Here is a 25,032-nt window from a genome sequence, read left to right as displayed (position 1 = left end):
CAATTTACGCCAGACCCTAGCGGCGGAATGACCGATGGACAATCCTGTATAAGCCACCATATTTGGACCATGACACTGGACACAGATATTCTGATTGCGGGCGGCGGGCTGAACGGCTCTGCTTTGGCTTTGGCACTGGCGCAGGCGGGATTTTCCTGCACGATCATTGACAGCCTGCCCGAGTCGGATCGAACCGATGCGGATTTCGACGGGCGCGGTTATGCGCTGGCGTTGACCTCGCAGAGGATGCTGGCGGCACTTGGGCTGTGGGCTGAAATCAGCGGGTTCAGCCAGCCAATTCTGGACATCAAAGTGTCTGACGGGCGGCCCAGCGAAGGGGCCTCGCCCTATCATATCCATTTTGACCACACAGAAATCGAAGAAGGCCCGATGGGGCATATGATCGAGGATCGGTATCTGCGCCGCGCCCTGCTGGATAAAGTGGCGCAGAGCGATGTAATCACCCATCTATCAGGGCAGACTGTGCTGGATCACAAGGCGGATGCCAGCGGTGTGACGGTGACGCTCGACAACGGAAAGACCCTGCGGGCTTTACTACTGATCGGCAGTGACGGGCGGCAAAGCGGCGTGGCGCAGCGCAGCGGTATTCGGCGCACAGGCTGGCAATATGAACAGGCCTCGCTGGTCTGTGCGGTGGAACATGAACTGCCCCACAACGGCTGCGCACACCAATTGTTCCTGCCCGCAGGCCCGTTGGCGATTTTACCGCTGCCACAAAACCGCAGCTCGATTGTCTGGACCGAAAGCACGGGCCGCGCGGATGCGATCCAAGCCATGGATGACGCCGATTATCTGGCCTGTTTGCGGCCCTGTTTCGGGTCGTTTCTCGGCGAGATCAAACTGGCTGGCGCAAGGTTCAAATACCCGCTGGGCCTGTCACTGGCGCAGGCCTTTGTGGCGGATCGTGTGGCGCTGGTGGGCGATGCGGCCCATGGCATTCACCCGTTGGCGGGGCAGGGGCTGAATCTGGGGCTGCGCGATGTGGCCGCGCTGGCACAGGTTCTGGCTGATGCAGCACGTCGCGGTCAGGATATCGGCAGCCCGATGGCCTTGCAGCCCTACCAGCAGTGGCGACGGTTTGACACCGCCAGCCTTGCGGTGGCGACCGATGGAATTAACAAGCTGTTTTCAAATGACAATCCGCTGCTACGCAGCTTGCGGGATCTGGGGCTGGGGGCAGTGAACGCAGTGCCATCTGCCCGCCGCAGCCTGATCCGTCAGGCGGCCGGCCTGACGGGGGAATTGCCCCGATTGATGCAAGGCCGCGCGATTTAGCAGGCGCTATTCCAGTGTACGGGCCTCATCCACCAGCATCACTGGAATCCCGTTGCGAATAGGAAAGGCCAGCCGTGCTTTTTTCGACACCAGCTCTTGCGCCTCGGCGTCATATTTCAACCCCGTATGCGTGACAGGGCAGATCAGGGCTTCCAGCATTTTCGGATCGGTTTGGGGCCTGTCGCTCATTGGATGGGGTCCTCTTTGGGGTCGCCTGCCAGTGCAAATTCCATCAAAGTCGTTAGGGTCTCGCGGCGGTTTGCCAGATTTGGCGCTTCAAGCAGGGCTTGTTTTTCGGCGGACTCAAACGGGCATAACATGGACAGTGAATTGATCAGCAATTCTTCGTCGGCATCTTTTAAACTGTCCCAATCGGTGGACAAAGAGGCCGCCTTGAAAAACCGCGACAGGGTTTTCAGGAACTTCGGGCGATCAAAGGCGTGGTCCAATTCGTGAACCCCTTTATCGGCGGTAAAACTGGACCAGTCCACATTGGCACTGATGTAGGGGCAAAACCCGTCATCCCGATCGCGCAGACGAAACCGGCTGATGCCTGACAGGGTGATCAAATAGCGCCCGTCCTCGGTTTCGGAAAAAGAAGTAACGCGCCCCGCGCAGCCAATCTGTTGCAGCGCGGTTTCCGAGGTGCCTTTGGGGGTTTCACGGGGCTGAACCATGCCGATCATCCGATGACTGGACTTTAGGACATCATCCAGCATGGCCAGATAACGGGGTTCAAACACATTCAACGGCAGACGGGTGCGGGGCAACAACAGCACGCCGTCCAGCGGAAAGATCGGCAGTTTCGGGGGCAATTCAGTAAGGTTAAACATAGCTCTGACATAGCCCCCGATTGGAATTAGGCAAAGATCATCGACGACAGTTTGCGCCGTCCGGTTTGGGCAATCGGATCCATCGGCCCAAGGCTGTCAAAGACTTTGAACAGTTGCGTTTTGGCCGCGCCGTCGTTCCATTCGCGGTCACGGCGGAAAATTTCCAGCAGCGCGTCAATGGCAGCCCCGGTTTCGCCAGCACCGAGCAAAGCCATGGCCAGATCAAGCCGCGCCTGATGGTCGTTTTCATCCGCATCCAGCTTGGCCCGCAGTTCAGCGGTTTCACCGGCATCCACCGCATTTGCAGCCAGATCAGCCTGCGCTTTAACGGCCAGAATACCCGTGTCATTCGCAATTTCAGCAGGCACGTTTTCCAGCAATTCCAGCGCAACTTCTGTTTCACCCAGCAACAGATGACATTTCACCAGCCCTGCAAAAGCAGCCGGATGGGCGGGGGCCTCGCCCAGAATTGCAGCAAAGGTTTGGGCCGCATCGTCGATCTCGCCTTGGTCCAGCATTTCCTGTGCAGCAGCCACGGCATCGTCCAAGCCGTTGTCTTCCTCACCGCCCAGATCGGCGATTTTGGTCACAAAGGCTTGTATTTCGCTTGGCGGAACGGCGCCTTGAAAGGCGTCCACAGGTTTGCCTTCAAAAAACGCAAAAACCGTCGGGATGGATTGCACCCGCAACTGGCCTGCCAGATTTTGGTTTTGATCCACGTTGATTTTGATCATTTTCACACGACCACCGGCCTGCGTGACCGCGTCTTCTAATGCGGGGCCCATGGTTTTGCAGGGGCCACACCAAGGTGCCCAGAAATCGACGATCACGGGGGTGTCTTGTGATGCCTCTATGACGTCCTGCATAAAGGTCATTTCAGAGCCGTCTTTGATCAGATCACCGGCAGGGGCGGAGGCGTCAGCGCCGTTTAGTTCCAACATATGTCTCTCTTGGTTTAGACTTGGGTTGTTTGTGATGTAGGCGAACAGCGGCTTTGGGACAAGGTCTAGCCGCGTGGCAGGCGCGGGATTAACGGGCAGTTAACGGCTTTGGCGGTGTCAGGCAGCCCGTCAGGCCCGCAGGCAGCACCAGCCATGCGCCCGCGTGATACAGGCGTTGGGTCAGATGCGGGTCAAGGCTGCTAAGGGTGATGGAGTACTGCGTTGACGCGGTGATCGCGGCGGTGTCAGGCAGGTTTTGCAGAAATTGTTTTGGTGGAAACAGCACCAAAGCACCCGGTGCTGCGTCGGTAAAATACATCACCGCAGCAGACAGGCCGACCCAAGCCGCGCCGATCAGGCTAATAATCGAAAATATGTTCCAGCGAAGCATCAGGCCCCTTTAGCGCACGGATCAAATTGGACAGGTCGGCCAGTTGTACATTCACCAGCCAGCGGTGATCACCATAGCCTTGACGATCCAGTCTGGCCAGTACATCGGCGTCTTGCACAGGGTCTGGCCGTTTGCTGCCTGTGAGTGTGACCATAATTTCGTCATTGCCCGCGATTTCGATAATTTCACCGTTTTGATCAGCAATCGTTTTCAAAATGGCGGTGAAGGCGGCGTAGCGGGGCGTTTCAATCTCGATACCATCGGGGGTGGCGCGGATGACGATTACTTCGGGGATTTTATGCAGCGCATCCGTGTCTACACCTTTGACCACGCTGCGGATGGTTAGTTTTGCCTGTCCAGACGCCTCTACCGCTTGGGCGATTGCTTTGGCGTAGGCGGTTTTTGCGCCGAATTCCAATCCCAAAGCGAATTGCCGTTCGCGGTCACGGAAAGTTAGCGGACCGATGGCTTTTAACGCGGCAACATCTTTGGGGAAATCATATTTATACCACGGGATTTGATGCAAAAATTCCGCATAATCCCGCGCCATTCGGGCCGAGGCAGTATCGCTGGCCACAGGATCTGGCCCGCGCAGCCAGGTTGTGATGCGCCCTATGGTTTCTTCATAAGCCGCTTTGGCCAGCAGTTCAGCGGTGAAGCTGACGCCGATTACATAGTCCATCGTTTTGGTTTCAGGCGCGCCGCCGTGTGCATCTGCGGTTTGCGTCAAGCTGCACATCGCAGTCCAGAACCCTGTAATTGCTTTAAAATACCCGAAATCTTGCGGATCGCCGCTTTGCAAAATCTGTGCGTAATCATCATAAGCAAAAACGATGTGCCATTCGGGATAGGTCAGGTAGCTGGCTGCCTCTGCACGGTGCTCCGCAGGGTCTATTAATGCGGCGTATTTTTCATCGGTCATATCAGCGCGACAGGCGAGTTCATTATACCCCACCGGAGCCAGCAACAGCAGTGCCAGCACAACAACCGCCAGTACCGCCCGTAACAACCACCGCCCCAAAAGCCGCCCGAAGACACGCATCAGCGTTTATCCCATAGCCAGACGGAAACCACTGCAAAGCCACCAAGGAACAGATGTGGCAGGTTGTTCAGGATTTTGAAAACAAACGGGTAATCGACGATGCCGTTGTTAAAGATGCCAAAGTCCAGATACCCCGAACCAGTGATCAATCCCAGCAAGCCATCGCCAAAATAGGCAGCCCCGAAATAGATCAAAAACACCCGCGAGGCACGGTGGGACACCAGCCCCGCAATCAGCGCCCAAAGGGCAGACACCGCGTGCAAACTGTCGTCAAAAATATCGAGCGCGAAAATCCCGAAGGACCGTCCTTGATCATCGGTTAGCCCGGGAATGTAATTCAGCGCCGCCGCAAAGGCGAGCGAGACGAAATAGCCAAAGCAGATGTAGCGTAAAATGGTCATATCAAAGCCCCGCCATGTATGTATCCCACAACCCGTTTCTAAACCGTAAATCAGGGTCTATTTCCCGCTTTGCCGCCACAAATTCACCAGCACTGGGATAAGATTGTTCAAATTGCGCCTGTGTCGCGTGCAGGCGATATGGCAGGTAATATGTCCCACCCAATTCGGCTGTTCCCGCGATTAAGGCTTGTGTCATGCGCTGCATATCGGCTTCGCCGCGCAGGGTCATTTCTTGGGAAAACAGCATGACACAGGCGATCCGGTCCACGGGCGCATAACTTAGAACGGCCTCGTTATCAGGGGCCACATAGCGCAGGGTGATGTTTAACAGCTCTTGATAAGAGGCTGGAATCACACGCTTACACAGGGCAACCCATTCGGCGAAACGTTCGGGTTCAATGAAATATTCGTGCAATATATCGGTGCGGGTCGGGTCTTTGTCGTCCAGCGTCACTACGGGTTCATTGATCAGACTGTTGCGAGTCACATCCCCCGCAGTCAGTTTGGCCTGAAGGTCGGTTTCCACCCACCAGCGGCGGCGTTTCACGCCCTCGGCTCCCAATTGCGCACGGAACAAGTGTCTTGCTAACTTCGAAACGAACCCCGAAGTGCTGGCGGCTGGCAGATCGCTTTGATCCTGCGTCGGGCGATAGGTGATCATCAAGGCTTTGTCGAAAAACGCTGCTTTATCAACGTTCAAACGGCCATAGCCCATCTGTACTTTAGGGTCTTTCAGCGCCGCCATAAACTTTACCCCGAAATCAGGCCCTGCCATTTTTTCAAAAGTCGGCGACAACCGCGCATTCGCGGTCATTTCGACCTCCATCTCGGTGATCAAACCCGTCAACCCGTAGCCCCCCATGGTCAGGTTAAACAGGTCAGCGTTTTCATCCCGTGAGCAAGTGATCAAATCGCCATCCTGCAACAGCATTTTGAAACTGCGCGTGGTGGACCCCATGGCGGAATAGGGGACGGGCCAGCCGTGGGCATTGACGCAAAATGTGCTGGCGATGCCGAAATCATTGTTGGATTGCATGACCTTAGGGCCAAAGCCGATGGCATCCATCTGGCGGATCGCACTGTCCCAGCGCAGACCCGCAGAGCAGCGATAGGTGGCGTTTGCCGTATCTGGTTCAAAGAAATCTGTATCCAGCGTGATCGCATGGCCGTCACGCGGTATCGACTGCCCGCCCATGGAATGACGTGCCGCACTAAGGGATACAGGGCGGCCCTCGGCCTTGGCGGCGCGCAATTCGTCCCGCAGGATATCAACAAGACCCTTTTCAGGGTCTTGTTTCACGATGATATGTTTGTGGATCGGCGTTTGTGACAGGCCGCTGGCGTCATTCAACGTTCCTGCCGCGCCGCTGGGTTGCAGCGAGGTTGTGCCATCCAGAACCGGATTTTTAGGACCGTATTTCGCCCCCAGATAGGCCCCGACAATTGCGCCGGACCCCAATAGAAATGCCCGTTTTGTGATAAGGTTCAAAATAGCCTCGTGTGTGGTTAGTCCAAATCAAATGTAGCAAATAAGGGCGCGTGATCGCTGGGTTTTTCCCATCCGCGCGCATCACGGAAAACGCGGCTGGAATGGGCGCTGGCGGAAATATCTGGGGTGGCCCAGATGTGATCCAGACGGCGGCCCTTGTCGGCGGTGTCCCAGTCCCGCGCACGGTAAGACCACCACGTATAAAGTAGGCCCTCGGGGATGTCTTGGCGGGTGATATCCACCCATTTGCCAGCCGCTTGGGTTTCAGCCAGTTGGTCCACCTCAATCGGGGTGTGCGATACGACTTTGAGCAGCTTTTTGTGATCCCAAACGTCATCTTCACGGGGGGCAATGTTCAAATCCCCGACCATCGCAGATTTCTGTGGTGCTTCGGCGTGAAACCAGTCGCGCATTTCAGTCAGGAAATCCATTTTATGACCGAATTTTTCATTCACTTCCCGATCGGCAACATCCCCGCCCGCTGGAACGTAAAAGTTGTGGATTGTCATGCCGTTATCCAGCTTTGCTGCCACGTGACGGGCATCGCCTTTTTCGCAGAAATCACGGTGCCCTGCGTCTGTGATCGGGCGTTTTGACAGGATCGCAACCCCGTTATAGCCCTTTTGCCCGCGTGCAACCATATGGGTATAGCCCAGTGCGGCGAAGTTTTCGGTTGGAATCAAATCCACTGGGCTTTTGCATTCCTGCAGGCACAGAACGTCTGGTTGTTCATCCTGCAACAGCTTTAAAACAATAGGTTCGCGCAGCCGAACAGAGTTGATATTCCAAGTGCAGACTTTGATGGGCATAGGCTCGACCTTTGATGAATTTTCTTCACCTTAGAGCATTGCTATGGGTAAAAAAAGACCCGCCAAAGTGGCGGGCCAGTCCAGGGAGAAACTATGAAAAACTCCGAGTTTAGTCTTTTGTTATGCGTTCAGGCGATACCCACCTGATTCCGTCACCAAAAGCCGTGCATTGCTTGGATCGGGTTCGATTTTTTGACGCAGACGATAGATATGGGTTTCCAGCGTATGGGTCGTCACACCGGCATTATATCCCCAAACCTCGTGCAAAAGAACTTCTCTGGCCACGACCCCGTCTTGGGCGCGGTAAAGAAATTTAAGGATATTTGTCTCTTTTTCGGTCAGGCGGACTTTCTTATCTGCCTCGTCTATCAACATCTTAGAGGCGGGTTTGAACGTATAAGGCCCAAGATTGAATACCGCATCTTCGGACTGTTCGTGCTGGCGCAACTGGGCGCGAATACGGGCCAGCAGAACGGGGAATTTGAACGGTTTGGACACGTAATCATTGGCGCCAGCGTCCAGACCCAGAATGGTATCGGCGTCCGTATCATGGCCTGTCAGCATCACAATCGGGCATTTCACCCCTTGTTTGCGCATTAAACGGCATAATTCACGGCCATCCATATCGGGCAAGCCCACGTCCAGCAGAACCAGATCGTACAAAGCCTCTTTGGCTTTTTCCAACCCAGATGCACCGTCTTCGGCCTCGAACACATCGAAATCTTCGGTCAGGACAAGTTGATCGGCCAACGCTTCGCGCAGATCGTCGTCGTCATCTACCATCAGGATTTTTTTCACGTTGCTCATGGGCTGTCTCCTACTCTCAAACTGAAAATGCGCTCTTTGGGTCGGGTTATCAATCCGCATCACAGGGACGTGTCAAAATTCGCTAAATTGTTTCACTTCCGGTTCATGGGGGATATAGAAAGCGGATAAAATGTTTCAAGAAGCAGGATCGCCATGACGTTTTCCGTAACATTGGCCGAAAAAATTGCGCGTGCGCGGGCGGATTTACGCATGGGTGTGCCTGTGGTTTTGCAGGACGGGGCGGCATTTTGGGCTGTGGCGGCCGTCGAAACCCTCAGTTCTGAACGACTGGCGCAGATGCGTGAAGCTGGCGGGGCCTTGCATATTGCAATCACCAATCGTCGGGCGGAAACCCTGATGGCCCCTGCCTATGACGGCGATCTGGTGCGGATCGTTGTGCCGCTTGATGCGCCTGCCACTTGGGTCCATGCCATGGCCGACCCCTCGTTGGATTTGCAGGTGCCGATGAAAGGCCCGTTCCGTTATTTGCGCGAAGGATCTTCTTTGGCGGATCGCAATGTGATCCGGCTGTGCAAGGGCGCGGGTCTGTTGCCGGGTGCGCTTTTGGGGACGATAGACGGGCCGCAGGACGGGTTGTTGATGCTGGATGTGGCCGAAATGGAGGCGAATGACGCCCTGCGCATGCCGCTGGACCAGATTTCAAACGCGCGGGTGCCTTTGGCTGTGTCGCAACATTCAAAAGTCCATGTCTACCGCAAACGGGATGGCGGCGAGGAGCATTATGCCATCGAAGTGGGCAAGCCTGCGCGGGATAAACCGGTGCTTTCACGGCTGCATTCGGCCTGTTTTACGGGGGATCTTATCGGGTCGCTGAAATGCGACTGTGGCCCGCAATTGCAGGCAGCCCTTGCGCAGATCGGGGCCGAGGGTGAAGGCGTTTTACTGTACCTGAACCAAGAGGGTCGCGGCATCGGGCTGGCCAATAAGATGCGGGCTTATTCGCTGCAAGATCAAGGGTTTGACACAGTCGAGGCCAATCACCGTCTGGGCTTTGAAGATGACGAACGAGACTTTCGTCTGGGCGCGGAAATCCTGCTGGGACTGGGGTTTAAATCCACCCGTTTGATGACCAATAATCCAGCCAAAGTGGCACGGATGGAAGAAGCGGGAATTGCCGTGGCGGAACGGGTTCCCTTGCAGGTGGGGCGCACGGCGCAAAACACCGATTACCTTGATACCAAAGCCAAAAAGAGCGGGCATTTGTTATGATTGCGCAGTTTGATGATCTGGTTGTCACCCGTTGGGGCGCGCGGTTTCAGGGCCGCCGTTATGCCTGCACCATCGGGCGTGGCGGCATCGGAGTGAAGCAGGGAGAGGGCGACGGGATCACACCGCTTGGCACCTATCGGCTGGGCGGCGTTGGCTATCGCAGTGACCGCATCGGCTTTGACGCCCCCGCATTAGACTGTTGGCCGATTGGTCTGTGTGACATCTGGTCGGATGATCCGCGCGATCCTGATTACAATCAGGGAATCACCGCACGGGGGCATCGGTACAGCCATGAACGCCTGCGCCGCGCCGATCCGCTGTACGATATTTTTGCCATTGTCGATTATAACTGGCCCGACAGTGTGGCGGGCAAAGGCAGTGCGATTTTCCTGCATAAATGGCGCAAGCCGCGGCATCCAACCGAAGGCTGCATTGCCTTTGCCGAGGATGATCTGGTAGCGATTCTGGCAGGGTGGACGCCCCGTTCACGGCTGATTATCCGCTAAACGGGTTCGTCGTAACTGCGTTCCCCGAAAATAGCCGAGCCAACCCGCACATGGGTTGCGCCTAGGGCAACAGCCCGCTCAAAATCGCTGCTCATCCCCATAGATAGGCCTGACAACCCGTTGCGCTTCGCGATTTTGCGCAACAGGGCGAAATGCAGGCTGGGTTCTTCGTCAACGGGGGGAATCACCATCAGGCCGGTAATTGGCAGGTCCATTGCGCGGCAATCGGCGATAAAGGCGTCAGCCTCGGCTGGGATAACACCGGCTTTTTGGGGTTCTTCGCCGGTGTTGACCTGAATGAACAGCTCTGGCGATTTGCCCTGTGCCTGAAGTTCCGAAGCAATTTTGCGGGCCAGTTTTTCGCGGTCAATGGCGTGGATCGCATCGAACAGTTCGACGGCGGCTTTCACCTTGTTGGTTTGCAGCGGGCCGATCAGATGTACATCTACAGGGCCAAATTCGGCACGAAACTCGGGCCATTTGCCCTGCGCTTCCTGCACCTTGTTTTCGCCAAACAGGCGGTGGCCCGTTTGCAGGACTTCGTGAACCCGTTGATTGGGCTGCACTTTTGAGACAGCGATCAAACGGGTGCTGCCCACCGGCCGGTTGGCAGCGGTTTCAGCGGCGTGAATGCGGGATGTGATATCTGATAGGGACATGGCAAATGAATGCCTGTACGGGGCAAATTCGGCAACCCCAAAAAGAAAGGGCAGATCCGAAGACCTGCCCTTTCCCGTGCACCTTCTAACCTAACTTAGAAGGAGAAGCGTACACCAAGGTCAGCCATGGTGTTTTCTGTGTAATCGCGGGAGATACCGCCAGCCAGTGTTGCGCCACCCAGGTTGTGAGTGAAGCCCAGGCCGTATTCTGTTTCAGAACCGGCAGCGCCGATACCAGCAGAACCCAGTGTGTCTTCAGATGTTTTTGCAACAAACGCAGTCACAGTTGTGGCGTCGAATGTGTAAGAACCGGACAGAACAGCTTTGGTCCCAACAGTTTCCAGATCGGAGTAGTTCACGTTCACACCGAAATCAGCGATTTGACCGGAGATGGACGCAGACCACAGGTCTTGCTCGCCTGCGGAAGCCGCAGAGTTGTTGGCGTTTTTCGCGTAACCACCAGCAACAGTCCAGTCGCCGAAGTTATAAGATGCAGCGATTGAGTCTTCGGAACCAGTTGCGCCGGAAGCATTGAATGCACCGGTTGTGTCTGTGGACAAGGATACGCCAAAGCCACCAACGTTGAAGTCAAGACGCACAACGTCACCTGCGTTGCCGCGGGAAGAGTATGTGTTCAGAACGAACTGGGATGTACCGATGTTGAAAGAGTTGTCTGCATCGTGCAGACCAGTCAGGCCAACGGAACCGTCAAAATAAGCAATACGGTTCACAAGCGCACCGTCAGTGTTACCAACTGTGATGCGGAACATGTCGTTGCCCATCCAGATGTTGGCAGAAGAGGTCGCGCCAGCAACATCGCCTTCATCGGAACGCAAACGAATGCGACCACCGAAGTCCAGACCACCGTCTGTGGAGCCGGAACCATCAATGTTGATAGTCATGCGTTTTTCGATTTTTGTTTTGGCGTTTGTGCCGGAAACACCGAAAGCTTTTTGGTTGTTATAAACGATACCGAACCGGCCGGAACCGGACAGGGATACGTCAGCTGCCGCGGCAGATGCAGTGGCGACAAGTGCTGTTGTCACAAGGAGAACTTTTTTCATTTTGCTTCTCGTTTAGTTAGTGAAAGGACAGACGCAGGCGCCTGCGGGTGAGTAAGCCCAGTAGCTTGGCAAACACGTAACCTACTACTTTCAGGGGGAAAACACCGAATTTGTATTTTTGTCGGGATTTCAGCCCTGCCTCATTCACACTTCTGTGAGGTGCTTTTTTGTTAGGCAAAAATGAAAAAACATGGACGCAAAAAATCAGTTTTAGAATTCGAAAATTGGCGGTCAGGATAACTGGATTTCAGATCGGTATCGGACAAAAAAAAGAGCAGACCCGAAGGTCTGCTCTTCCTTAACCGACTTCTAAGAAAGCTTAGAAGTTGAAGCGAACACCAAGGTCAGCCATTGTGTTTTCAGCATAGTTGCGGGAAATACCGCCAGCCAAAGTAGCGCCGCCCAGGGAGTGGGTGAAGCCAATGCCGTACTCAGATTCGGAACCGGCTGCGCCGATACCAGCAGAACCAACAGTGTCTTCGCTTGTTTTAGCAACAAACGCAGTTACAGTTGTTTCGCCGAAGTTGTATGAACCGTTCAGAGTAACTTTGTTACCAACCAGTTCCAGATCGGAGAACTGGATGCCAACGCCGAAGTCGCCGATGTTGCCAGCTGCGGAGATGGAGAACATGTCAACTTCAACTGCAGGAGAGTTTACGTTCAGAACGTTTGTTGCGTAACCAGCTGCAACGTTCCAGTCACCGAAGTTGTAAGATACGGCGATCGCATCTTCAGAACCAGTGCCAGCAGCGTTGAATGCGCCAGTTGTGTCTGTGGACAAGGAAACGCCAAAGCCACCTACGTTGAAGTCAAGACGAACAACGTCGCCGGCATTTGCGCGGGAGCTGAATGTGTTGATTGCGAAACGTGCAACGGAACCGATGTTGGAAGAAAGGTTAGCCCAGTGCAGACCTGTCAGGCCTACGGAACCTTGGAAGTAACCGATACGGTTGATCATAGCACCGTCAGTGTTACCAACTGTGATGCGGAACATGTCGTTGCCCATCCAGATGTTGGCAGAAGAAGTCGCGCCAGCAGCGTCGCCTTCATCGGAACGCAGACGAATGCGACCACCGAAGTCCAGGCCACCGTCTGTGGAACCGGAACCATCAAGGTTGATGGACATACGTTTTTCAATCTTAGTTTTAGCGTTTGTGTTTTTAACGCCGAAGTTAGATTGGTTGTTGTAGACAATGCCGAAACGGCCAGAACCGGAAACATTTACGTCAGCAGCGGCCATGCCGGCTGTCGCGATGAGTGCTGTGGTTGCAAAGAGAACTTTTTTCATAGTTTTCCCTCGTTAGGTTAAAAGGTGCACCTCTATCCGAGGTATCCGGAAAGAGTGTGTATGCTTTTCACTCTACAGCCCTCGAATATCAAGGAGATGTATTGTGGTCTGATTGATAAGCCGAAAGTTGGTGCAATGATGCCACAGTCGTTTTTTGGGCAAATATCAGGCCGCACCTTAAAGGACGGGGGCAATAAGAACTTGTTCGTCAAACCAAGTAACGGTACATGAAAGAAACAGCTGTAAAGCTTGGGGCGTAGAGCATGATGTATTTAAGCGTAAAAACAGGGTTGTTCGCAGTGATTTGTGCGGCACTTGTTGGATGTGGTGGATTTGGAAATTCCGGTCGCAGCAGCGGGGGCTTTCTGAATCGCCCTGTCGCGTTGCCCACAGGGGGAACAGCGCAAGCCGAGGCCGCCAAGCAGGATCCACTGACAGGATCACGGGCGCGTGCCTTGGGTGAAGGGCGCACAGGCGATGTATCGCTATTTGATGCTCTGCGCGCACCGGATCAGAATACCAACGTGCGTGTGAACAAATACCTCTGGAATGCCTCGCTGGAAACGCTGAGTTTCTTGCCTGTAGAATCGGCCGACCCCTTTACAGGTGTGTTGGTGATGGGCTGGGGCCGTGCACCCGGCAGCAGCCAGCAGTACCGCGCCACTGTATTGGTGCAGGACCCTGCCCTTGATGCGCGTTCGTTGAAATTGTCGATCCAGACCCGCAGTGGCACGGCAAGTGCGGAAACCGTGCGCCGGATCGAAGATGCTATTTTGACCCGCGCACGTCAGTTGCGTGTGCGCGATAAAAACCTATAACGCGGGTAAGACCGCCTGTTGATGATATTGACGCCGGGCTGATGGTCCGGCGTTTTGCTGTGTAAGGAAGAAAACATGTCTCGTTATAATGCCCGCGTTGTGGAACCGAAGTGGCAAAAGGCTTGGGATGATGCCCTGGTCTTTAAGGCCGAGCGCGACGAATCCCGCGAGAAGTATTACGTGCTGGAAATGTTCCCCTACCCGTCAGGGCGCATCCATATGGGCCATGTGCGCAACTATACCATGGGCGATGTGGTGGCGCGCTATAAGGCGGTGAACGGATTCAACGTGCTGCACCCGATGGGCTGGGATGCCTTTGGCCTGCCTGCGGAAAATGCCGCGATGGAAAAAGGTGTGCATCCGGGCGAGTGGACCTATCAGAATATCGCCGACATGCGGGCCCAGATGAAGCCCATGGGGCTGTCCATTGACTGGTCCCGCGAACTGGCGACCTGTGATCCTGAATACTACGGCCAGCAGCAGGCGATGTTTATCGACATGATGGATAAAGGTCTGGCCTATCGCAAAAAAGCGGTGGTGAACTGGGATCCTGTGGATATGACCGTTCTGGCCAATGAACAGGTTGAAGCGGGTCGCGGCTGGCGTTCGGGTGCGTTGGTAGAGCGCAAGGAACTGACCCAGTGGTTTTTTAAGATCAGCGCCTTTTCTGAGGATTTGTTAAGCGCGATTGATCGGCTTGACGGCTGGCCTGACAAAGTGCGCCTGATGCAGCAAAACTGGATCGGCAAATCCCGCGGGCTGGAATTTGCCTTTGACCGCGTGGATGGCGGCGAGCGGATCGAGGTCTACACCACCCGCCCCGACACGCTGAACGGCGCGTCCTTTGTGGGGATTTCACCAGATCACCCGATTGCCAAACAATTGGAAGCCGAAAACCCCGACACAGCGGCGTTTGTGGCAGAGTGCCGCAAGGGTGGCACCACAGAAGAGGCGATTGAAACCGCGCCGAAACTGGGCATGGACACAGGCATCCGCGTCAAACACCCGCTTTATGCGGATCGTGAACTGCCCGTCTGGATCGCCAACTTCATTCTGATGGATTACGGCACAGGCGCGATTTTCGGCTGTCCGGCCCATGACCAGCGCGATCTGGATTTCTGCCGCAAGTATGACCTGCCAGTAATCGACACTTTCTTTGCGCTGGATAATGACACCCCCGTTGCAAACGAGGCTTTTGTGCCGACCAAGACCGAAAAAGTGAAATGGGTTGACCATTTTGCGGGCTTGGATGTGGCCACGGGACAGGAAGCCATCGACGCAACCATCGCCTTTGCGGAAAAAGCAGGCTGGGGCACAGGCACAACAAACTATCGTCTGCGGGACTGGGGCGCGTCGCGTCAACGGTTCTGGGGCTGTCCGATTCCCGTCGTGCATTGTGAAAAATGTGGTGTGGTGCCTGAAAAGAAGGAAAACCTGCCCGTTGAACTGCCCAAAGATGCCAGCTTTGATCGGCCCGGCAACCCGCTGAACTGGCATCCCACATGGCGCGATGTGCCTTGCCCCGAATGTGGCGCACCGGCAAAGCGCGAAACCGACACGATGGATACCTTTGTGGATTCCTCATGGTATTTCGCCCGTTTCACGGCACCGCGTGCTGAAACACCCACTGTGGATGCGGATCTGTCCTATTGGATGAATGTGGATCAATATATCGGCGGCGTGGAACACGCGATTTTGCACCTGCTGTATGCCCGCTTCTTTGCGCGGGCGATGAACCTGACAGGTCATATGCCAGAGTCCGCCATTGAACCGTTCGACGCACTGTTCACCCAAGGCATGGTCTGTCACGAAACCTATAAAGACCCTGATGGCAAATGGCTGAACCCTGATGATATCAAACCCGTCAAAGGCGGTTATGAAACGCAGGACGGGCGTGCCGTGACGGTCGGGCCGTCGATCAAGATGTCCAAATCCAAGAAGAACGTGGTCGATCCCGAAGATATTATTGATCAATACGGCGCGGATACCGCCCGTTGGTTTGTGATGTCTGACAGCCCACCTGAACGGGATGTGGAATGGACAGCATCGGGCGCCGAGGCTGCGTGGAAACACCTGCAACGGGTCTGGCGTTTGGCGGACGAGTTGGACAGCGTTGAAGACAGCGCGGATTGCGCGGCAGAAAACCTTGCGCTGGAAAAGGCCCGCCACCGTGCCATTGATGAAGTGACCAAAGGGATTGAGGGCTTTGCCTTTAACAAATCCGTGGCCAAACTGTATGAATTGACCAATACACTGGCCAAATCCAAAGCGGATAAAGCCACGCGCACCAGCGTTTTGAAAACCATGGCGCAGCTGATGCAGCCAATGACCCCCCATTTGGCCGAAGAACTGTGGGCGTTTTTGGGTGGCGTCGGTCTGGTAGCACAGGCCGATTGGCCCAAAGCGGACGCTGCCATGCTGGTGGATGATGAAGTGACCCTGCCGATCCAGATCAACGGCAAACGGCGGGATGAAATCACCGTTCCCAAATCCATGCCAAAAGAAGAGGTTGAAAAACTGGTTCTGTCCAACGAGACTGTGATCAAATTGCTGGACGGTGCCACACCGAAAAAGCTGATTGTTGTCCCGGGGCGGATTGTGAATGTTGTTGTATAACAGACGAACAGTATTGGCGCTGGCCCTGTCGGGTGGCGTGGCGGCCTGCGGGTTTGAACCCGTCTATAAACAAGGTTCTACCGCGTCCGACCTGCAAGGCCAGATCGCCATTGATCTGGTCAAGGGCCGTAACGGGTTTGAATTGCGCCAGCAGCTTGAAGACCGCCTTGGCCGCGCCGAACCCGCCGCGCCCTATGTGCTGACATTCAAGTTGACCATCACCGAAAGCGGTCTGGCCGTGACAGAGGATGAGGGGACAACCCGAACCAACCTGATCGGCACAGCCGCATTTACCGTGCGGCGCAAAGACACGCAGGCTATCGTTTTCGAAGACAGCGTGCGCAATATCACCGCTTTCGGGTCTACGTCGGAAACCTATCCGTCCAGCGTGGCGGAACGGGATGCCAACGTGCGCCTGTCCAAGGCACTGGCCAACCAGATAGCCCAACGGATCGCCATCAGTTCAAACGGCTGGGCGGGATGAAACTGGCAGGCGCTCAGGCCTCGGCGTTTATCGCGAAACCCGATGCGGGCCGCGCGGCAGTGCTGCTGTATGGCATGGATGCCATGCGCGTTTCACTAAAGCGCCAGCAATTGATCAAAGCACTGGTCGGCCCCAAAGCCGAAGAAGAAATGCGGCTGGAACGGTTGAACGGCGCGGATTTGCGCAAAGAACCCGCTTTGGTGCTGGACGGGCTAAAGGCGCAGGGCTTCTTCCCCGGTCCACGGGTGGTTTTTGTCGAAGGTGCGGGCGACGGGCTGGCAGATGTTATGACCACCGCCCTGCGTGAATGGTCCAAAGGCGATGCCACGCTGGTTGTGACCGCAGGCAGCCTGAATGCCCGTTCCAAACTGCGCAAAGCGTTTGAAGGTGACGGGAAATCTGTGGCAATCGGGATTTACGATGATCCCCCCGCACGGGCCGATATCGAACGTATGGCAGCCGAGGCAAACCTGCCTGCGCTGAGCAAATCAAACATGGATGATCTGCTGACGCTGGCCCGCACACTTGATCCGGGCGAGTTGTCACAAACCATTGAAAAGCTGGGTCTTTATAAATTCCGCGACGACACGCCGATTTCGGGTGACGACATTGATGCCTGTATGCCTGCAACATCAGATGCCAATCTGGATGACGCCGCCCACGCCATTGCCGAAGGACGCGCGGGCGAGGTGGTGCCAACCCTGAAGCGGCTGGCAGGGCAGGGGATCAACCCCACCGCGTTGTGTATCGCTGCGACCCGCCATTTTCGCAGCCTACACGCCGCCGCGACCCATCCCCAAGGGCCGGATGCGGCCCTGTCCCGCGCCCGCCCGCCTGTGTTTGGCCCGCGCAAGGATCGGCTGGTACGTCAGGCCCAACGGCTGGGCGCGGCCCATCTGGAAAAGGCCCTGACAGAGTTGATGAACACCGATCTGGCCCTGCGCTCGGCTAAAAAAGCTCCGGAAATGGCTTTGGTGGAACGGGCGTTTATCCGCATTGCCATGTTAAAACGATCTTAAAAAGATATTAAAAAGTCTGAGGGAGAGAGACATGTACACTTTGGTAGGGTCGCCGAAAACCCGCGCTTTTCGGGTGCTTTGGGCGCTGGAAGAACTGGGGCTGGACTATGACATCATCCCCGATCCACCCAAGGGCGAAACCGCGGCGGCGCTGAACCCTACGGGTAAAATTCCCAGCCTGAAGGTCGGAGAAGATGCGATTATTGATTCTGTGGCGATCCTTCAGTTTCTGGCGGATAAACACGGATCACTGACCTATGCTGCGGGCACCATCGAGCGGGCACATCAAGACAGTTTTACCCACTTCATCTGTGACGAAATCGACGGTGCCCTGTGGACCGCCGCGCGCAACAGTTTCATCAATCCCGAAGACCGCCGCGTGCCTGCGATCAAGGATGTGCTGAAATGGGAAATGGAACGGTCGATCAAAGCGCTTGAAGAACGGCTTGGGGATGATGAGTTTTTGATGGGGGATCGGATAACGGTTCCTGACATCCTGCTGGCCCATTGTTTGGGCTGGATGCGCAGCGCGGGCTTTCCGTTGGAAAGTGATCGTCTGCGGGCTTACGTTAAGCGTTTGATCGGGCGGGAAGCCTATAAACGGGCGGATGCGATCCGCAATCCGGCCTAGGTTTCTGACAGCTTACGCGCCGCTGCAAGCCCTGCGGCGCGTCCCGTGGCCAGACATCCGGTAATCAGATAGCCGCCTGTCGGGGCCTCCCAGTCCAGCATTTCACCTGCGCAGAATACCTGCGGGGCGATCCGCAAGGCATAATCGGGTGTGAGTGATTGCCAGTTCAGCCCGCCCGCGACAGAGATTGCGCCGTCCAGCGGGGCGGTTCCACTGTAGGGTACAGGCAGGGCTTTCAGGCGCTCGGCAAGGTTCGCACGCGGGGTTTGGCGGGCGTATTCCATAAACAGGGCGGTTTTGGCAGTATCCAACCTCAGTGTTTTACGCAGCAGGTTTGGCAGGGATAGTTTGCTGTTTTGTCGGGTGATTTTGGCGCTGATCTGCGCTGCGGTTTGATCGGGCAGCAGGTCGATCATCAGCGGTGCGCCTGCGCGAAATGCGCTTGAAAACTGATAGACCAGCGATCCTTCCAGCCCGTTGCGCGATAGAACACATTCCCCAGTGTTGGTTTTATCGCCACAGGATATTGCGATGTTTTTCAATGGGCTGCCAAAATGCGGTTCCATATGGGGCGACCAATCCACAGTGATCCCCATGTTTGAGGGCGCAAAAGGCACCAGCTTTGCGCCGCGCTGTTCCAGCAATCCTGTCCAAGCCCCGTCAGACCCAAGCCGCGCCCAACTGGCCCCGCCTAGCGCCAGAACCACCGCTTTGGGCGTGACGGATTGCGGCCCGTCCGGCGTTTCAAATTCGAAGCGGTTACCTTGCCATCCCGTCCAACGCCAACGGGTTTGCAGGATCACGCCTTTGCCGTTCAGCCGCGCCAACCATGCGCGCAACAGGGGCGAGGCTTTCATCACCTTTGGAAATACCCGCCCCGATGACCCTGTGAAAACGCTTTGGCCCAGATCGTTGGCCCAAGCCTGCACCTGCGTCGGGCCAAAGGCGGTAAGGGCAGGGGCCAGATGCGCGGCGGCGGTGCCAAAGGCGCTCAGGAACGTCGCGTCAGGTTCGTCTTTGGTCAGGTTCAGACCTGACTTTCCCGCCATCAGAAACTTGCGCCCGACCGAGGGTTTCGCATCGGTCAGCAGCACAGAATGCCCCGCATCGGCCAGCATTTCTGCGGCCATCAGCCCCGCAGGGCCTGCGCCAATCACCAGTGCATCGTGATGCGGTTCTGCGGAATTATCTGCCATTGGACTGCCTGAACTTGTGTGTGTCAGTGTCTAGAAGAAACCAGCGGGCTTGACTATGGCTGTGGCGTTGCAGCGGCTTGTTGTGGGATAAAATTGCCCATAAGGTTTCAGGCATGAAACTTGATCCCATAAATATCCGAATTCTTGAAATCCTGCAAAAAGATGCCGACCAGCCGTTGGACAGTCTTAGCGCGCAAGTCAACTTGTCGCGCAATGCCTGTTGGCGGCGGATCAAGATGATGGAGGATGAGGGCTGGATCAAGGGGCGCGTGGTGTTGTTGGACCCAATCAAGCTGGGGCTGAAACTGTCAGTGTTTATTCAGGTGCGTACCGACAATCACGATGCTGACTGGATGGCCGATTTTGCGCGGGCCGTGCGCGAGATGCCCCAGATCACCGGTGCTTATCGCATGACCGGTGATCTGGATTATCTGTTGCATGTACAGGTGGGCGATATGGCCGATTACGACAGTTTTTATAAACGGTTTATCGCCAAGGTGCGGGTGTCGGATATGTCGGCCAGTTTCGTGATGGAACAGGTCAAAGAGACGACGGCCCTGCCTTTGGACGCCGTGTAATACGTGCGATCGCCTGTGGCTCATCGAAATAGGCCGCGGCGTAACACTCGGCCAGTTCATCGGCGTTCAAATCGTCAAACAGCCGTTTGATCGCCGCGATGCTTTGGGGTTTAGCGGCGGCGGCATCTGTGGTCAGGCTGTCCAGAAACCCGTCGAATTCTGCGGCGGGCAGTACGCGGTCCACCAAACCGATGCGTAAAGCCTCGGCGGCGTCGATCTTTTGGCCGCCCATCAGGATCAGTTTGGCCTGCGCGGTTCCGATCAGGGCCGCCATGCGGCGTACATCGGCAGGTTGAGGCAGGAAGCCCCGCTTTAACACAGGGTAAAAGAATTTCGCGCCGGGTGTGCAAATCCGCAAATCACAGGCCAGCGCAGGGGCAAATCCGCCCCCCGCCAAAGTGCCGTTCAGGGCTGCGATGGTCAGGCAGGGCAGGGCCGCGATGGCCCCCGAGGCCTGTTCCCACAAGGGGCTGCGGGTGAAGTCATACATGTCCTCGCCGCCATCCACATCCGCACCGGCGCAAAACACCCTATCCCCAGCGCCTGTCAGGATAAAACTGCGCAATTCAGGGTCTGCATGGGCGGCTTTGGCGGCCCCTGCCAGATCTTGCAACATGGCAGGGGACAAGGCGTTTGCCTTGTCCGGCCGGTTCAGGGTTACGTGCCAACGCCCCTGTGCCTGGGTGACGGAGATCAAATCAGGCCCACCTGTTTGCGGATGGCTTCATCACGAAGGGCAACCACTTGGCCAAGGTGCGCGTCGCTGTCTGCGCCAGCCATCCAGACCAGCGTTTCAGCAACCCATTCAGGCGGAATATGATCTTCCCAGTCCAGGGTGCTGACCGGATTGACGCCTGATTTTTTAATCACCCGCTGCATTTCCGTGGCCACAGTACCCGGAGACAGAACCAAAGCACGGACGCCGTTTGCACCCTCTTCGCCGTGCAGGCAGGCGTTCAGGTGATGCACTGCGGCTTTGGATGAACAATAGTGGGACCAGCCTTCAAGTGCGCCTGTAGCTGCCCCTGACCCGATGGTGATGATGGTGCCACCGCCTGCGGCTTTCATCAGTGGCAGAGCGGCGCGGATGCCGTAAAATACGCCTTTTACGTTCACATCAATGATGGTGTCCCATGCCGAAACAGTGGCGTGTTCCAGCCGCTCTACAGGGTCCAAAGCGCCTGCGTTGTTGATCAGAATATCGACGCCGCCAAATTCGGCCTGTGCCAGATCAATGGCAGCTTGAACCTGATCGAACTGGGCTACATCGGTGGCCAGCGCAAGGGCCGTGCCCCCTGCTGCGTTGATTTCAGCCGCGATTGTGTCGATTTCCGTGACCGAGCGGGCGCAGAGCAGAACCTTGGCCCCGAGCGCGCCAAATTTACGGGCGGCGGCGGCACCAATGCCCCGGCTGGCCCCTGTGATGATTACGGATTTGTCAGTCATATTGGTCAATTTAGTGATCCTCTTTAAAGATATAGCCTGTGCCAGCCCGTTCGAGCCTGCCGATATTGGGCCGCAGCATATGTCCGCCTGAAATGGTCATTTTGTCTGCTGTTACCATATCAAGGGTGCGTTTGCGGGTGGTGCGGGCCATGTCCATATCAATGTCAAAGGCTATACCGATTTCAGGATCGGCAAATTGCAGCACTTGGGAATGGGCAATATCCCCTACATGGGCAAAACTGTCAGCGCCGCTGTCCACACGGAACCCCATATGGCCGGGGGTATGGCCGGGCAGGTTCAGGGTGGTGACCTCTTTGATCAACGTATCGCCGCCTTTCACCTGTTCGGTGCGCCCTGCATAGGCGGCAAGGGTGGTTTTCGCTATCTTTTGCCATTGAAGCAGGGTGTCATCGGTAAAGGTCTGGGTGTTCCAAAAGCTGTAGTCGGCTTCGGAAATAAACATCTGGGCCTTGGCGAAAACCGCTTGGCCATCCGGGGTCAAAGCCCCTGCCACGTGATCGGGGTGCAGGTGGGTGAAATACAGATGTGTGATGTCATCCGCGTAGATGCCAACTTCTTCCATAGCGTCTTTTAGAAAGCCGCAAGTGGGGCCGAACAGATCGCGCGGGCCTGCATCGACCAGCATGGTGTCACTGCCGGATTTAACGATAAAGGCGTTGAAGTTGGTGTCGATGGTTTCGGTTTTGGCAGCGGCCAGTATATCCTGAATGACCGTTTCTTCGGTTCCCGGGAACAGCTCTGTGCCGAACTGGGTCGCGCCATCTGTCAGGGCGATAATTTCGATGTCACCGATTGCGGTTTTGTTGATACGAGACATGGTTTCCTCCGTTGTGTTTTTGTGGGGGTGCGGGATGCTGAATGGGTTAGCGATCCTCGTCTTTATCGTCTTCGGGCGCGCCGAGCATTTCGTCCTCATCCACAGCGGCAAGGGCGGCAGCACCGATGGCCTCTTTTTGTTTCTGGGTCAGGTCTTCGGGGTTCACATCGGCCAGACGTACCGTCACCTCTTTATGGGCAAAGCGGATGCCTTCCCGTTCAAACAGATCGCGGATTTCCTGATAAACCCGTTTGCGCAGCACCCATTGATCGCCCGGTTTGGTCATGAATTTCACACGGATAATCATGGCGCTATCCTGCATTTCGATCACCCCTTGGGATTTCAAAGGTTGCAGGAATTGCTGGCCCACCACCTCGTCTTCGAGCAGTTCGAGGCCAAGGTTTTTCACCAGTTTACGCACCTTTTCCACATCCGTGTCATAGGTCACGCGCAGTTTCAGTTTCATCATCACCCAGTCGCGCGAAAAGTTGGTCAGATGCTGGATTTCGCCAAAGGGCACCGTGTGCAGCGGGCCAAGGTGGTGGCGCAATTGAAACGAGCGCACAGAGATTTTTTCGACTGTGCCTTTGACCGTACCAATGTCGATATATTCGCCCTTGCGAAAGGCGTCATCAAACAGAAAGAACGCACCTGAAAATATATCCCGAACCAAGGCCTGCGCCCCAAAGCCGATGGCCAGACCGACAACACCAGCACCCGCGAATAATGCGGATACGTTGATGCCGATATTGGTCAGCACAATCAGCGCAAAGGCTACAAAAATTACTGCCAGCAGAAAGTTGCGAAACAAAGGCAGCAGCGTGGCAAGGCGAGACGCCCCGCCCGCGCCGCCTTCATCGCCGGGGGCAACCTCGACCAGATCGCCACCCTCTTCGGCGATTTTCTGGTCGATCCAGATACGGACAAAATGGTAGATCACATAGCCGATGAACAGGATCGTGATGATGTCATAGCTGCGGTCCAGATTGGTGGTGGACATCATTTCGATGTCGATGCGCCAGATCCGCGAAATTGCCCAGAACGCAGCCACAACGGCCAGAATATTGGCAACGCGGCGGGACAGATCCTCGTAGGTGCGCATTTTATGGGTGTGCAGGAAGGGCGAGAATTCGTCTTCATCCTCGGTCGTGTCTGCCTCGACCTGTTCCATTTCAATATCAGCAGCGCCCGATGACCCGCTGCGGCTCTCCTCGGCTGCTTTGGCGCGCCATTGTTCCAGCAAACGCTGACGGTGGAAGAACCGTTCGATCAGATAGCCAACGATGCCGTAAACCACCAGAATGGTCAGCAGAACCAGATAAAAGCCGGTAATCAGGGGCAAGCCAAGGGGCTGCGCCTCGATCAGGCGATAGGTCATTTCGGTCCATGCGATAAAGAAATAGGCGATCACCAGCGGCGGCCAGGCTTGGGATGCAAGCCGTGTGGGCAAAGAAGCATCTTCAAAGCGTTCGCCGTTCAAAATGGCCAGCGACACCGCTTTGCGGTTTACCAGCACCATGGCCACATTCAAAAACACCACCAGCAGGGTCAGGAAAGAGGTTAGCAGCGCGTGGATGTCATAACTCAGTCCCAGTTCCTGCATCCAGCCACAAAAGTTAACCACAATTGCGGAAATTGTGGCCACGTTCAAAAGCCAGTAAAACAGCTTGCGGGCGTCTTTGTCGGAAAACTGCGGGATGCGGTATTGTTCCAGATAGGGGGACAGGATCATCCGCCACAAGAACACCACAGAACGGGTCACCACATAGGTTAGGTAAATATAGGCCACCGTCAGGCGCACGGTGCCGTCTTCGGATTCACCAAAAATCGCGATGCCGATGCCGTAGGAAATCAACACCACAAGGGCCAGTCCGACCATGGCGATCAAGGTGCGCAGCAACAGGATCGGCAGTTTATCCGTATAGCCTATGGGATTTTCCACCTGTAGGCCGATAAACCACGGCCCGACCATGCGCTTACCAAAAGTTTCGCGTACAATAAGTTCAGACAACAGCAAGCTGGCCATGGTTGTCAGTAGAATGAAGAAATAGATCGAAAAATGCCCTGTCGGGCTTTGTCCGTTCAGAATGAATATGATTTCTTCCAAGGCCTCGGGGGCGCGGGCCACGCGATTGCGCAAGGTGGTGCGAAAGGCAAAGGCGCGCTCTTGGGTTTTCATCAGCAAAGACCCTTGAAAGCGGTCTTCGGGGGTAGAAACGGTCTGTTGTTCAGGGCTGTTGGGGTTGATCACAATCACCTGCATGCCGGAATCGGTTGCGGATTTTATGATCTCATCCATCGGGTTTTTGGGCGCGCTTGACGTTGAACCCGTAACCGAACCCACGGTCGATTGGGCCTGCGCAAAGCTGGCAAGACAGGCCATCAGCAGGGAAAACAGGCACAGACGAAGAAAACGCAGAACGGTCATATGTGACCCTTTTTGAAAACGGGTTTTACCTTGAAAGGGCATTCCAGCGCCAATGAAAGGATCGAAAATCGTGGCGATTATCAACGGCTATAAGGTCTATCTAAAGTAACAGGTCGTCAAGACAATGTGACTGGCCCGCTTCATCCCTGTTTTTTCCGTGCTGGGCGTCTATTTAACGGACAGGTTTGCCACCAGCCTGCTTTGGGGTGGCTGATAATCGTG

At 55.6% G+C, this 25,032-nt stretch carries 26 protein-coding genes; 9 read left to right on the top strand and 17 right to left on the bottom strand.

The window, feature by feature from the left end; all coding sequences use genetic code 11:
- Positions 1 to 69: 69 nt before the first annotated feature.
- Positions 70 to 1,296, top strand: coding sequence for an FAD-dependent monooxygenase (locus GGE09_RS00760; RefSeq protein WP_309742863.1), 1,227 nt, complete (start codon positions 70 to 72; stop codon positions 1,294 to 1,296).
- Positions 1,297 to 1,302: 6 nt separating this feature from the next.
- Here GGE09_RS00760 and GGE09_RS00755 read toward each other — a convergent pair whose 3' ends face one another.
- From GGE09_RS00755 to GGE09_RS00715, 9 genes are all read right to left on the bottom strand, one after another.
- Positions 1,303 to 1,485 carry a Trm112 family protein gene (locus GGE09_RS00755; protein ID WP_309742861.1) on the bottom strand — a complete coding sequence of 61 codons (183 nt, stop codon included), beginning with the start codon at positions 1,483 to 1,485 and terminating at the stop codon, positions 1,303 to 1,305.
- On the bottom strand, positions 1,482 to 2,129 hold the full coding sequence (locus tag GGE09_RS00750) for an LON peptidase substrate-binding domain-containing protein (protein WP_309742859.1): 648 nt from the start codon (positions 2,127 to 2,129) through the stop codon (positions 1,482 to 1,484). The genes GGE09_RS00755 and GGE09_RS00750 overlap by 4 nt, the downstream gene beginning before the upstream one ends.
- A gap of 26 nt (positions 2,130 to 2,155) precedes the next feature.
- The gene (gene trxA, locus GGE09_RS00745) at positions 2,156 to 3,070 is read right to left on the bottom strand and encodes a thioredoxin (protein WP_309742857.1); all 915 of its coding nucleotides are present in this window, start codon (positions 3,068 to 3,070) and stop codon (positions 2,156 to 2,158) included.
- Between the two features lie 88 nt (positions 3,071 to 3,158).
- Positions 3,159 to 3,461 carry a hypothetical protein gene (locus tag GGE09_RS00740; protein ID WP_309742856.1) on the bottom strand — a complete coding sequence of 101 codons (303 nt, stop codon included), beginning with the start codon at positions 3,459 to 3,461 and terminating at the stop codon, positions 3,159 to 3,161.
- A complete protein-coding gene (locus GGE09_RS00735) occupies positions 3,430 to 4,503 on the bottom strand; it encodes a hypothetical protein (protein ID WP_309742854.1) in 1,074 nt (357 codons plus the stop codon). Before GGE09_RS00735 ends, GGE09_RS00740 begins: the two co-directional genes overlap by 32 nt.
- Positions 4,503 to 4,904 carry a hypothetical protein gene (locus GGE09_RS00730; protein ID WP_309742852.1) on the bottom strand — a complete coding sequence of 134 codons (402 nt, stop codon included), beginning with the start codon at positions 4,902 to 4,904 and terminating at the stop codon, positions 4,503 to 4,505. Before GGE09_RS00730 ends, GGE09_RS00735 begins: the two co-directional genes overlap by 1 nt.
- A gap of 1 nt (position 4,905) precedes the next feature.
- A complete protein-coding gene (locus tag GGE09_RS00725) occupies positions 4,906 to 6,393 on the bottom strand; it encodes an FAD-binding oxidoreductase (protein ID WP_309742849.1) in 1,488 nt (495 codons plus the stop codon).
- A gap of 17 nt (positions 6,394 to 6,410) precedes the next feature.
- A complete protein-coding gene (locus GGE09_RS00720) occupies positions 6,411 to 7,202 on the bottom strand; it encodes an exodeoxyribonuclease III (protein WP_309742847.1) in 792 nt (263 codons plus the stop codon).
- A gap of 120 nt (positions 7,203 to 7,322) precedes the next feature.
- On the bottom strand, positions 7,323 to 8,009 hold the full coding sequence (locus GGE09_RS00715; RefSeq protein WP_309742845.1) for a response regulator transcription factor: 687 nt from the start codon (positions 8,007 to 8,009) through the stop codon (positions 7,323 to 7,325).
- Positions 8,010 to 8,162: 153 nt separating this feature from the next.
- On the opposite strand from GGE09_RS00715, the gene ribA reads away from it, so the two are divergent.
- Together ribA and GGE09_RS00705 are read left to right on the top strand one after the other, a co-directional pair.
- Positions 8,163 to 9,239 carry a GTP cyclohydrolase II gene (ribA, locus tag GGE09_RS00710; protein WP_309742843.1) on the top strand — a complete coding sequence of 359 codons (1,077 nt, stop codon included), beginning with the start codon at positions 8,163 to 8,165 and terminating at the stop codon, positions 9,237 to 9,239.
- Complete coding sequence (locus tag GGE09_RS00705) at positions 9,236 to 9,745, top strand: L,D-transpeptidase family protein (protein ID WP_309742841.1); 510 nt, start codon at positions 9,236 to 9,238, stop codon at positions 9,743 to 9,745. Before ribA ends, GGE09_RS00705 begins: the two co-directional genes overlap by 4 nt.
- Here GGE09_RS00705 and GGE09_RS00700 read toward each other — a convergent pair.
- The 3 genes from GGE09_RS00700 to GGE09_RS00690 all read right to left on the bottom strand — a co-directional run bounded on the left by GGE09_RS00700 (position 9,742) and on the right by GGE09_RS00690 (position 12,756).
- Positions 9,742 to 10,404: a YggS family pyridoxal phosphate-dependent enzyme gene (locus GGE09_RS00700; protein WP_309742839.1), complete on the bottom strand. Its 663-nt coding sequence runs from the start codon at positions 10,402 to 10,404 to the stop codon at positions 9,742 to 9,744. The genes GGE09_RS00705 and GGE09_RS00700 overlap by 4 nt on opposite strands.
- A gap of 95 nt (positions 10,405 to 10,499) precedes the next feature.
- A complete protein-coding gene (locus GGE09_RS00695) occupies positions 10,500 to 11,468 on the bottom strand; it encodes a porin (protein WP_309742836.1) in 969 nt (322 codons plus the stop codon).
- A 319-nt stretch (positions 11,469 to 11,787) separates the two neighbouring features.
- Positions 11,788 to 12,756, bottom strand: a complete 969-nt coding sequence (locus GGE09_RS00690; RefSeq protein WP_309742835.1) for a porin — start codon at positions 12,754 to 12,756, stop codon at positions 11,788 to 11,790.
- 263 nt (positions 12,757 to 13,019) lie between these two features.
- On the opposite strand from GGE09_RS00690, the gene GGE09_RS00685 reads away from it, so the two are divergent.
- The 5 genes from GGE09_RS00685 to GGE09_RS00665 all read left to right on the top strand — a co-directional run bounded on the left by GGE09_RS00685 (position 13,020) and on the right by GGE09_RS00665 (position 18,324).
- Positions 13,020 to 13,574 carry a DUF3576 domain-containing protein gene (locus GGE09_RS00685; RefSeq protein ID WP_309742834.1) on the top strand — a complete coding sequence of 185 codons (555 nt, stop codon included), beginning with the start codon at positions 13,020 to 13,022 and terminating at the stop codon, positions 13,572 to 13,574.
- A 75-nt stretch (positions 13,575 to 13,649) separates the two neighbouring features.
- On the top strand, positions 13,650 to 16,190 hold the full coding sequence (leuS, locus tag GGE09_RS00680) for a leucine--tRNA ligase (RefSeq protein WP_309742832.1): 2,541 nt from the start codon (positions 13,650 to 13,652) through the stop codon (positions 16,188 to 16,190).
- On the top strand, positions 16,183 to 16,674 hold the full coding sequence (lptE, locus tag GGE09_RS00675) for an LPS assembly lipoprotein LptE (RefSeq protein ID WP_309742829.1): 492 nt from the start codon (positions 16,183 to 16,185) through the stop codon (positions 16,672 to 16,674). Before leuS ends, lptE begins: the two co-directional genes overlap by 8 nt.
- The gene (gene holA, locus GGE09_RS00670; protein ID WP_309742826.1) at positions 16,671 to 17,693 is read left to right on the top strand and encodes a DNA polymerase III subunit delta; all 1,023 of its coding nucleotides are present in this window, start codon (positions 16,671 to 16,673) and stop codon (positions 17,691 to 17,693) included. The genes lptE and holA overlap by 4 nt, the downstream gene beginning before the upstream one ends.
- A 31-nt stretch (positions 17,694 to 17,724) precedes the next feature.
- On the top strand, positions 17,725 to 18,324 hold the full coding sequence (locus GGE09_RS00665) for a glutathione S-transferase family protein (protein WP_309742824.1): 600 nt from the start codon (positions 17,725 to 17,727) through the stop codon (positions 18,322 to 18,324).
- Here the strand turns inward: GGE09_RS00665 and GGE09_RS00660 are convergent.
- Positions 18,321 to 19,520: a TIGR03862 family flavoprotein gene (locus GGE09_RS00660; RefSeq protein ID WP_309742821.1), complete on the bottom strand. Its 1,200-nt coding sequence runs from the start codon at positions 19,518 to 19,520 to the stop codon at positions 18,321 to 18,323. The two genes, GGE09_RS00665 and GGE09_RS00660, sit on opposite strands and share 4 nt — an antisense overlap.
- 113 nt (positions 19,521 to 19,633) lie before the next feature.
- Between GGE09_RS00660 and GGE09_RS00655 the strand changes: the two genes are divergently transcribed.
- Positions 19,634 to 20,098: an Lrp/AsnC family transcriptional regulator gene (locus GGE09_RS00655; RefSeq protein WP_309742819.1), complete on the top strand. Its 465-nt coding sequence runs from the start codon at positions 19,634 to 19,636 to the stop codon at positions 20,096 to 20,098.
- Here the strand turns inward: GGE09_RS00655 and GGE09_RS00650 are convergent.
- From GGE09_RS00650 to GGE09_RS00635, 4 genes are read right to left on the bottom strand one after another with little or no spacing between them, the layout of a single operon-like run.
- Positions 20,061 to 20,795, bottom strand: a complete 735-nt coding sequence (locus GGE09_RS00650; RefSeq protein ID WP_309742817.1) for an enoyl-CoA hydratase/isomerase family protein — start codon at positions 20,793 to 20,795, stop codon at positions 20,061 to 20,063. The two genes, GGE09_RS00655 and GGE09_RS00650, sit on opposite strands and share 38 nt — an antisense overlap.
- Positions 20,792 to 21,544 (bottom strand): SDR family oxidoreductase, encoded by a 753-nt coding sequence (locus GGE09_RS00645; protein WP_309744795.1) that lies wholly within the window; start codon positions 21,542 to 21,544, stop codon positions 20,792 to 20,794. Before GGE09_RS00645 ends, GGE09_RS00650 begins: the two co-directional genes overlap by 4 nt.
- Positions 21,545 to 21,554: 10 nt before the next feature.
- Positions 21,555 to 22,382: an MBL fold metallo-hydrolase gene (locus GGE09_RS00640; protein ID WP_309742815.1), complete on the bottom strand. Its 828-nt coding sequence runs from the start codon at positions 22,380 to 22,382 to the stop codon at positions 21,555 to 21,557.
- A gap of 46 nt (positions 22,383 to 22,428) precedes the next feature.
- Positions 22,429 to 24,810 carry a mechanosensitive ion channel family protein gene (locus tag GGE09_RS00635; RefSeq protein WP_309742813.1) on the bottom strand — a complete coding sequence of 794 codons (2,382 nt, stop codon included), beginning with the start codon at positions 24,808 to 24,810 and terminating at the stop codon, positions 22,429 to 22,431.
- Between the last annotated feature and the right edge of the window lie 222 nt (positions 24,811 to 25,032).

Origin of the sequence: Roseobacter sp. N2S (assembly GCF_031454055.1) — a bacterium.
Taxonomy (GTDB): Bacteria; Pseudomonadota; Alphaproteobacteria; order Rhodobacterales; family Rhodobacteraceae; genus Amylibacter.
The sequence above is the reverse complement of the archived record's forward strand: the minus strand, read 5'-3'. Positions and strand labels throughout refer to the sequence as shown.

Excerpts from the sequence above, each read along its gene's own strand:
- GGE09_RS00655 (WP_309742819.1), top strand. The coding sequence starts at position 19,634 with ATGAAACTTGATCCCATAAATATCCGAATTCTTGAAATCCTGCAAAAA.
- ribA (WP_309742843.1), top strand. The coding sequence starts at position 8,163 with ATGACGTTTTCCGTAACATTGGCCGAAAAAATTGCGCGTGCGCGGGCG.
- leuS (WP_309742832.1), top strand. The coding sequence starts at position 13,650 with ATGTCTCGTTATAATGCCCGCGTTGTGGAACCGAAGTGGCAAAAGGCT.
- GGE09_RS00665 (WP_309742824.1), top strand. The coding sequence starts at position 17,725 with ATGTACACTTTGGTAGGGTCGCCGAAAACCCGCGCTTTTCGGGTGCTT.
- holA (WP_309742826.1), top strand. The coding sequence starts at position 16,671 with ATGAAACTGGCAGGCGCTCAGGCCTCGGCGTTTATCGCGAAACCCGAT.
- GGE09_RS00660 (WP_309742821.1), bottom strand. The coding sequence starts at position 19,520 with ATGGCAGATAATTCCGCAGAACCGCATCACGATGCACTGGTGATTGGC.
- GGE09_RS00645 (WP_309744795.1), bottom strand. The coding sequence starts at position 21,544 with ATGACTGACAAATCCGTAATCATCACAGGGGCCAGCCGGGGCATTGGT.
- GGE09_RS00690 (WP_309742835.1), bottom strand. The coding sequence starts at position 12,756 with ATGAAAAAAGTTCTCTTTGCAACCACAGCACTCATCGCGACAGCCGGC.
- GGE09_RS00740 (WP_309742856.1), bottom strand. The coding sequence starts at position 3,461 with ATGCTTCGCTGGAACATATTTTCGATTATTAGCCTGATCGGCGCGGCT.
- GGE09_RS00755 (WP_309742861.1), bottom strand. The coding sequence starts at position 1,485 with ATGAGCGACAGGCCCCAAACCGATCCGAAAATGCTGGAAGCCCTGATC.
- trxA (WP_309742857.1), bottom strand. The coding sequence starts at position 3,070 with ATGTTGGAACTAAACGGCGCTGACGCCTCCGCCCCTGCCGGTGATCTG.
- GGE09_RS00720 (WP_309742847.1), bottom strand. The coding sequence starts at position 7,202 with ATGCCCATCAAAGTCTGCACTTGGAATATCAACTCTGTTCGGCTGCGC.
- GGE09_RS00715 (WP_309742845.1), bottom strand. The coding sequence starts at position 8,009 with ATGAGCAACGTGAAAAAAATCCTGATGGTAGATGACGACGACGATCTG.
- GGE09_RS00760 (WP_309742863.1), top strand. The coding sequence starts at position 70 with ATGACACTGGACACAGATATTCTGATTGCGGGCGGCGGGCTGAACGGC.
- GGE09_RS00750 (WP_309742859.1), bottom strand. The coding sequence starts at position 2,129 with ATGTTTAACCTTACTGAATTGCCCCCGAAACTGCCGATCTTTCCGCTG.
- GGE09_RS00700 (WP_309742839.1), bottom strand. The coding sequence starts at position 10,404 with ATGTCCCTATCAGATATCACATCCCGCATTCACGCCGCTGAAACCGCT.
- GGE09_RS00695 (WP_309742836.1), bottom strand. The coding sequence starts at position 11,468 with ATGAAAAAAGTTCTCCTTGTGACAACAGCACTTGTCGCCACTGCATCT.
- GGE09_RS00635 (WP_309742813.1), bottom strand. The coding sequence starts at position 24,810 with ATGACCGTTCTGCGTTTTCTTCGTCTGTGCCTGTTTTCCCTGCTGATG.
- GGE09_RS00685 (WP_309742834.1), top strand. The coding sequence starts at position 13,020 with ATGATGTATTTAAGCGTAAAAACAGGGTTGTTCGCAGTGATTTGTGCG.
- GGE09_RS00730 (WP_309742852.1), bottom strand. The coding sequence starts at position 4,904 with ATGACCATTTTACGCTACATCTGCTTTGGCTATTTCGTCTCGCTCGCC.
- GGE09_RS00735 (WP_309742854.1), bottom strand. The coding sequence starts at position 4,503 with ATGCGTGTCTTCGGGCGGCTTTTGGGGCGGTGGTTGTTACGGGCGGTA.
- GGE09_RS00640 (WP_309742815.1), bottom strand. The coding sequence starts at position 22,382 with ATGTCTCGTATCAACAAAACCGCAATCGGTGACATCGAAATTATCGCC.
- GGE09_RS00705 (WP_309742841.1), top strand. The coding sequence starts at position 9,236 with ATGATTGCGCAGTTTGATGATCTGGTTGTCACCCGTTGGGGCGCGCGG.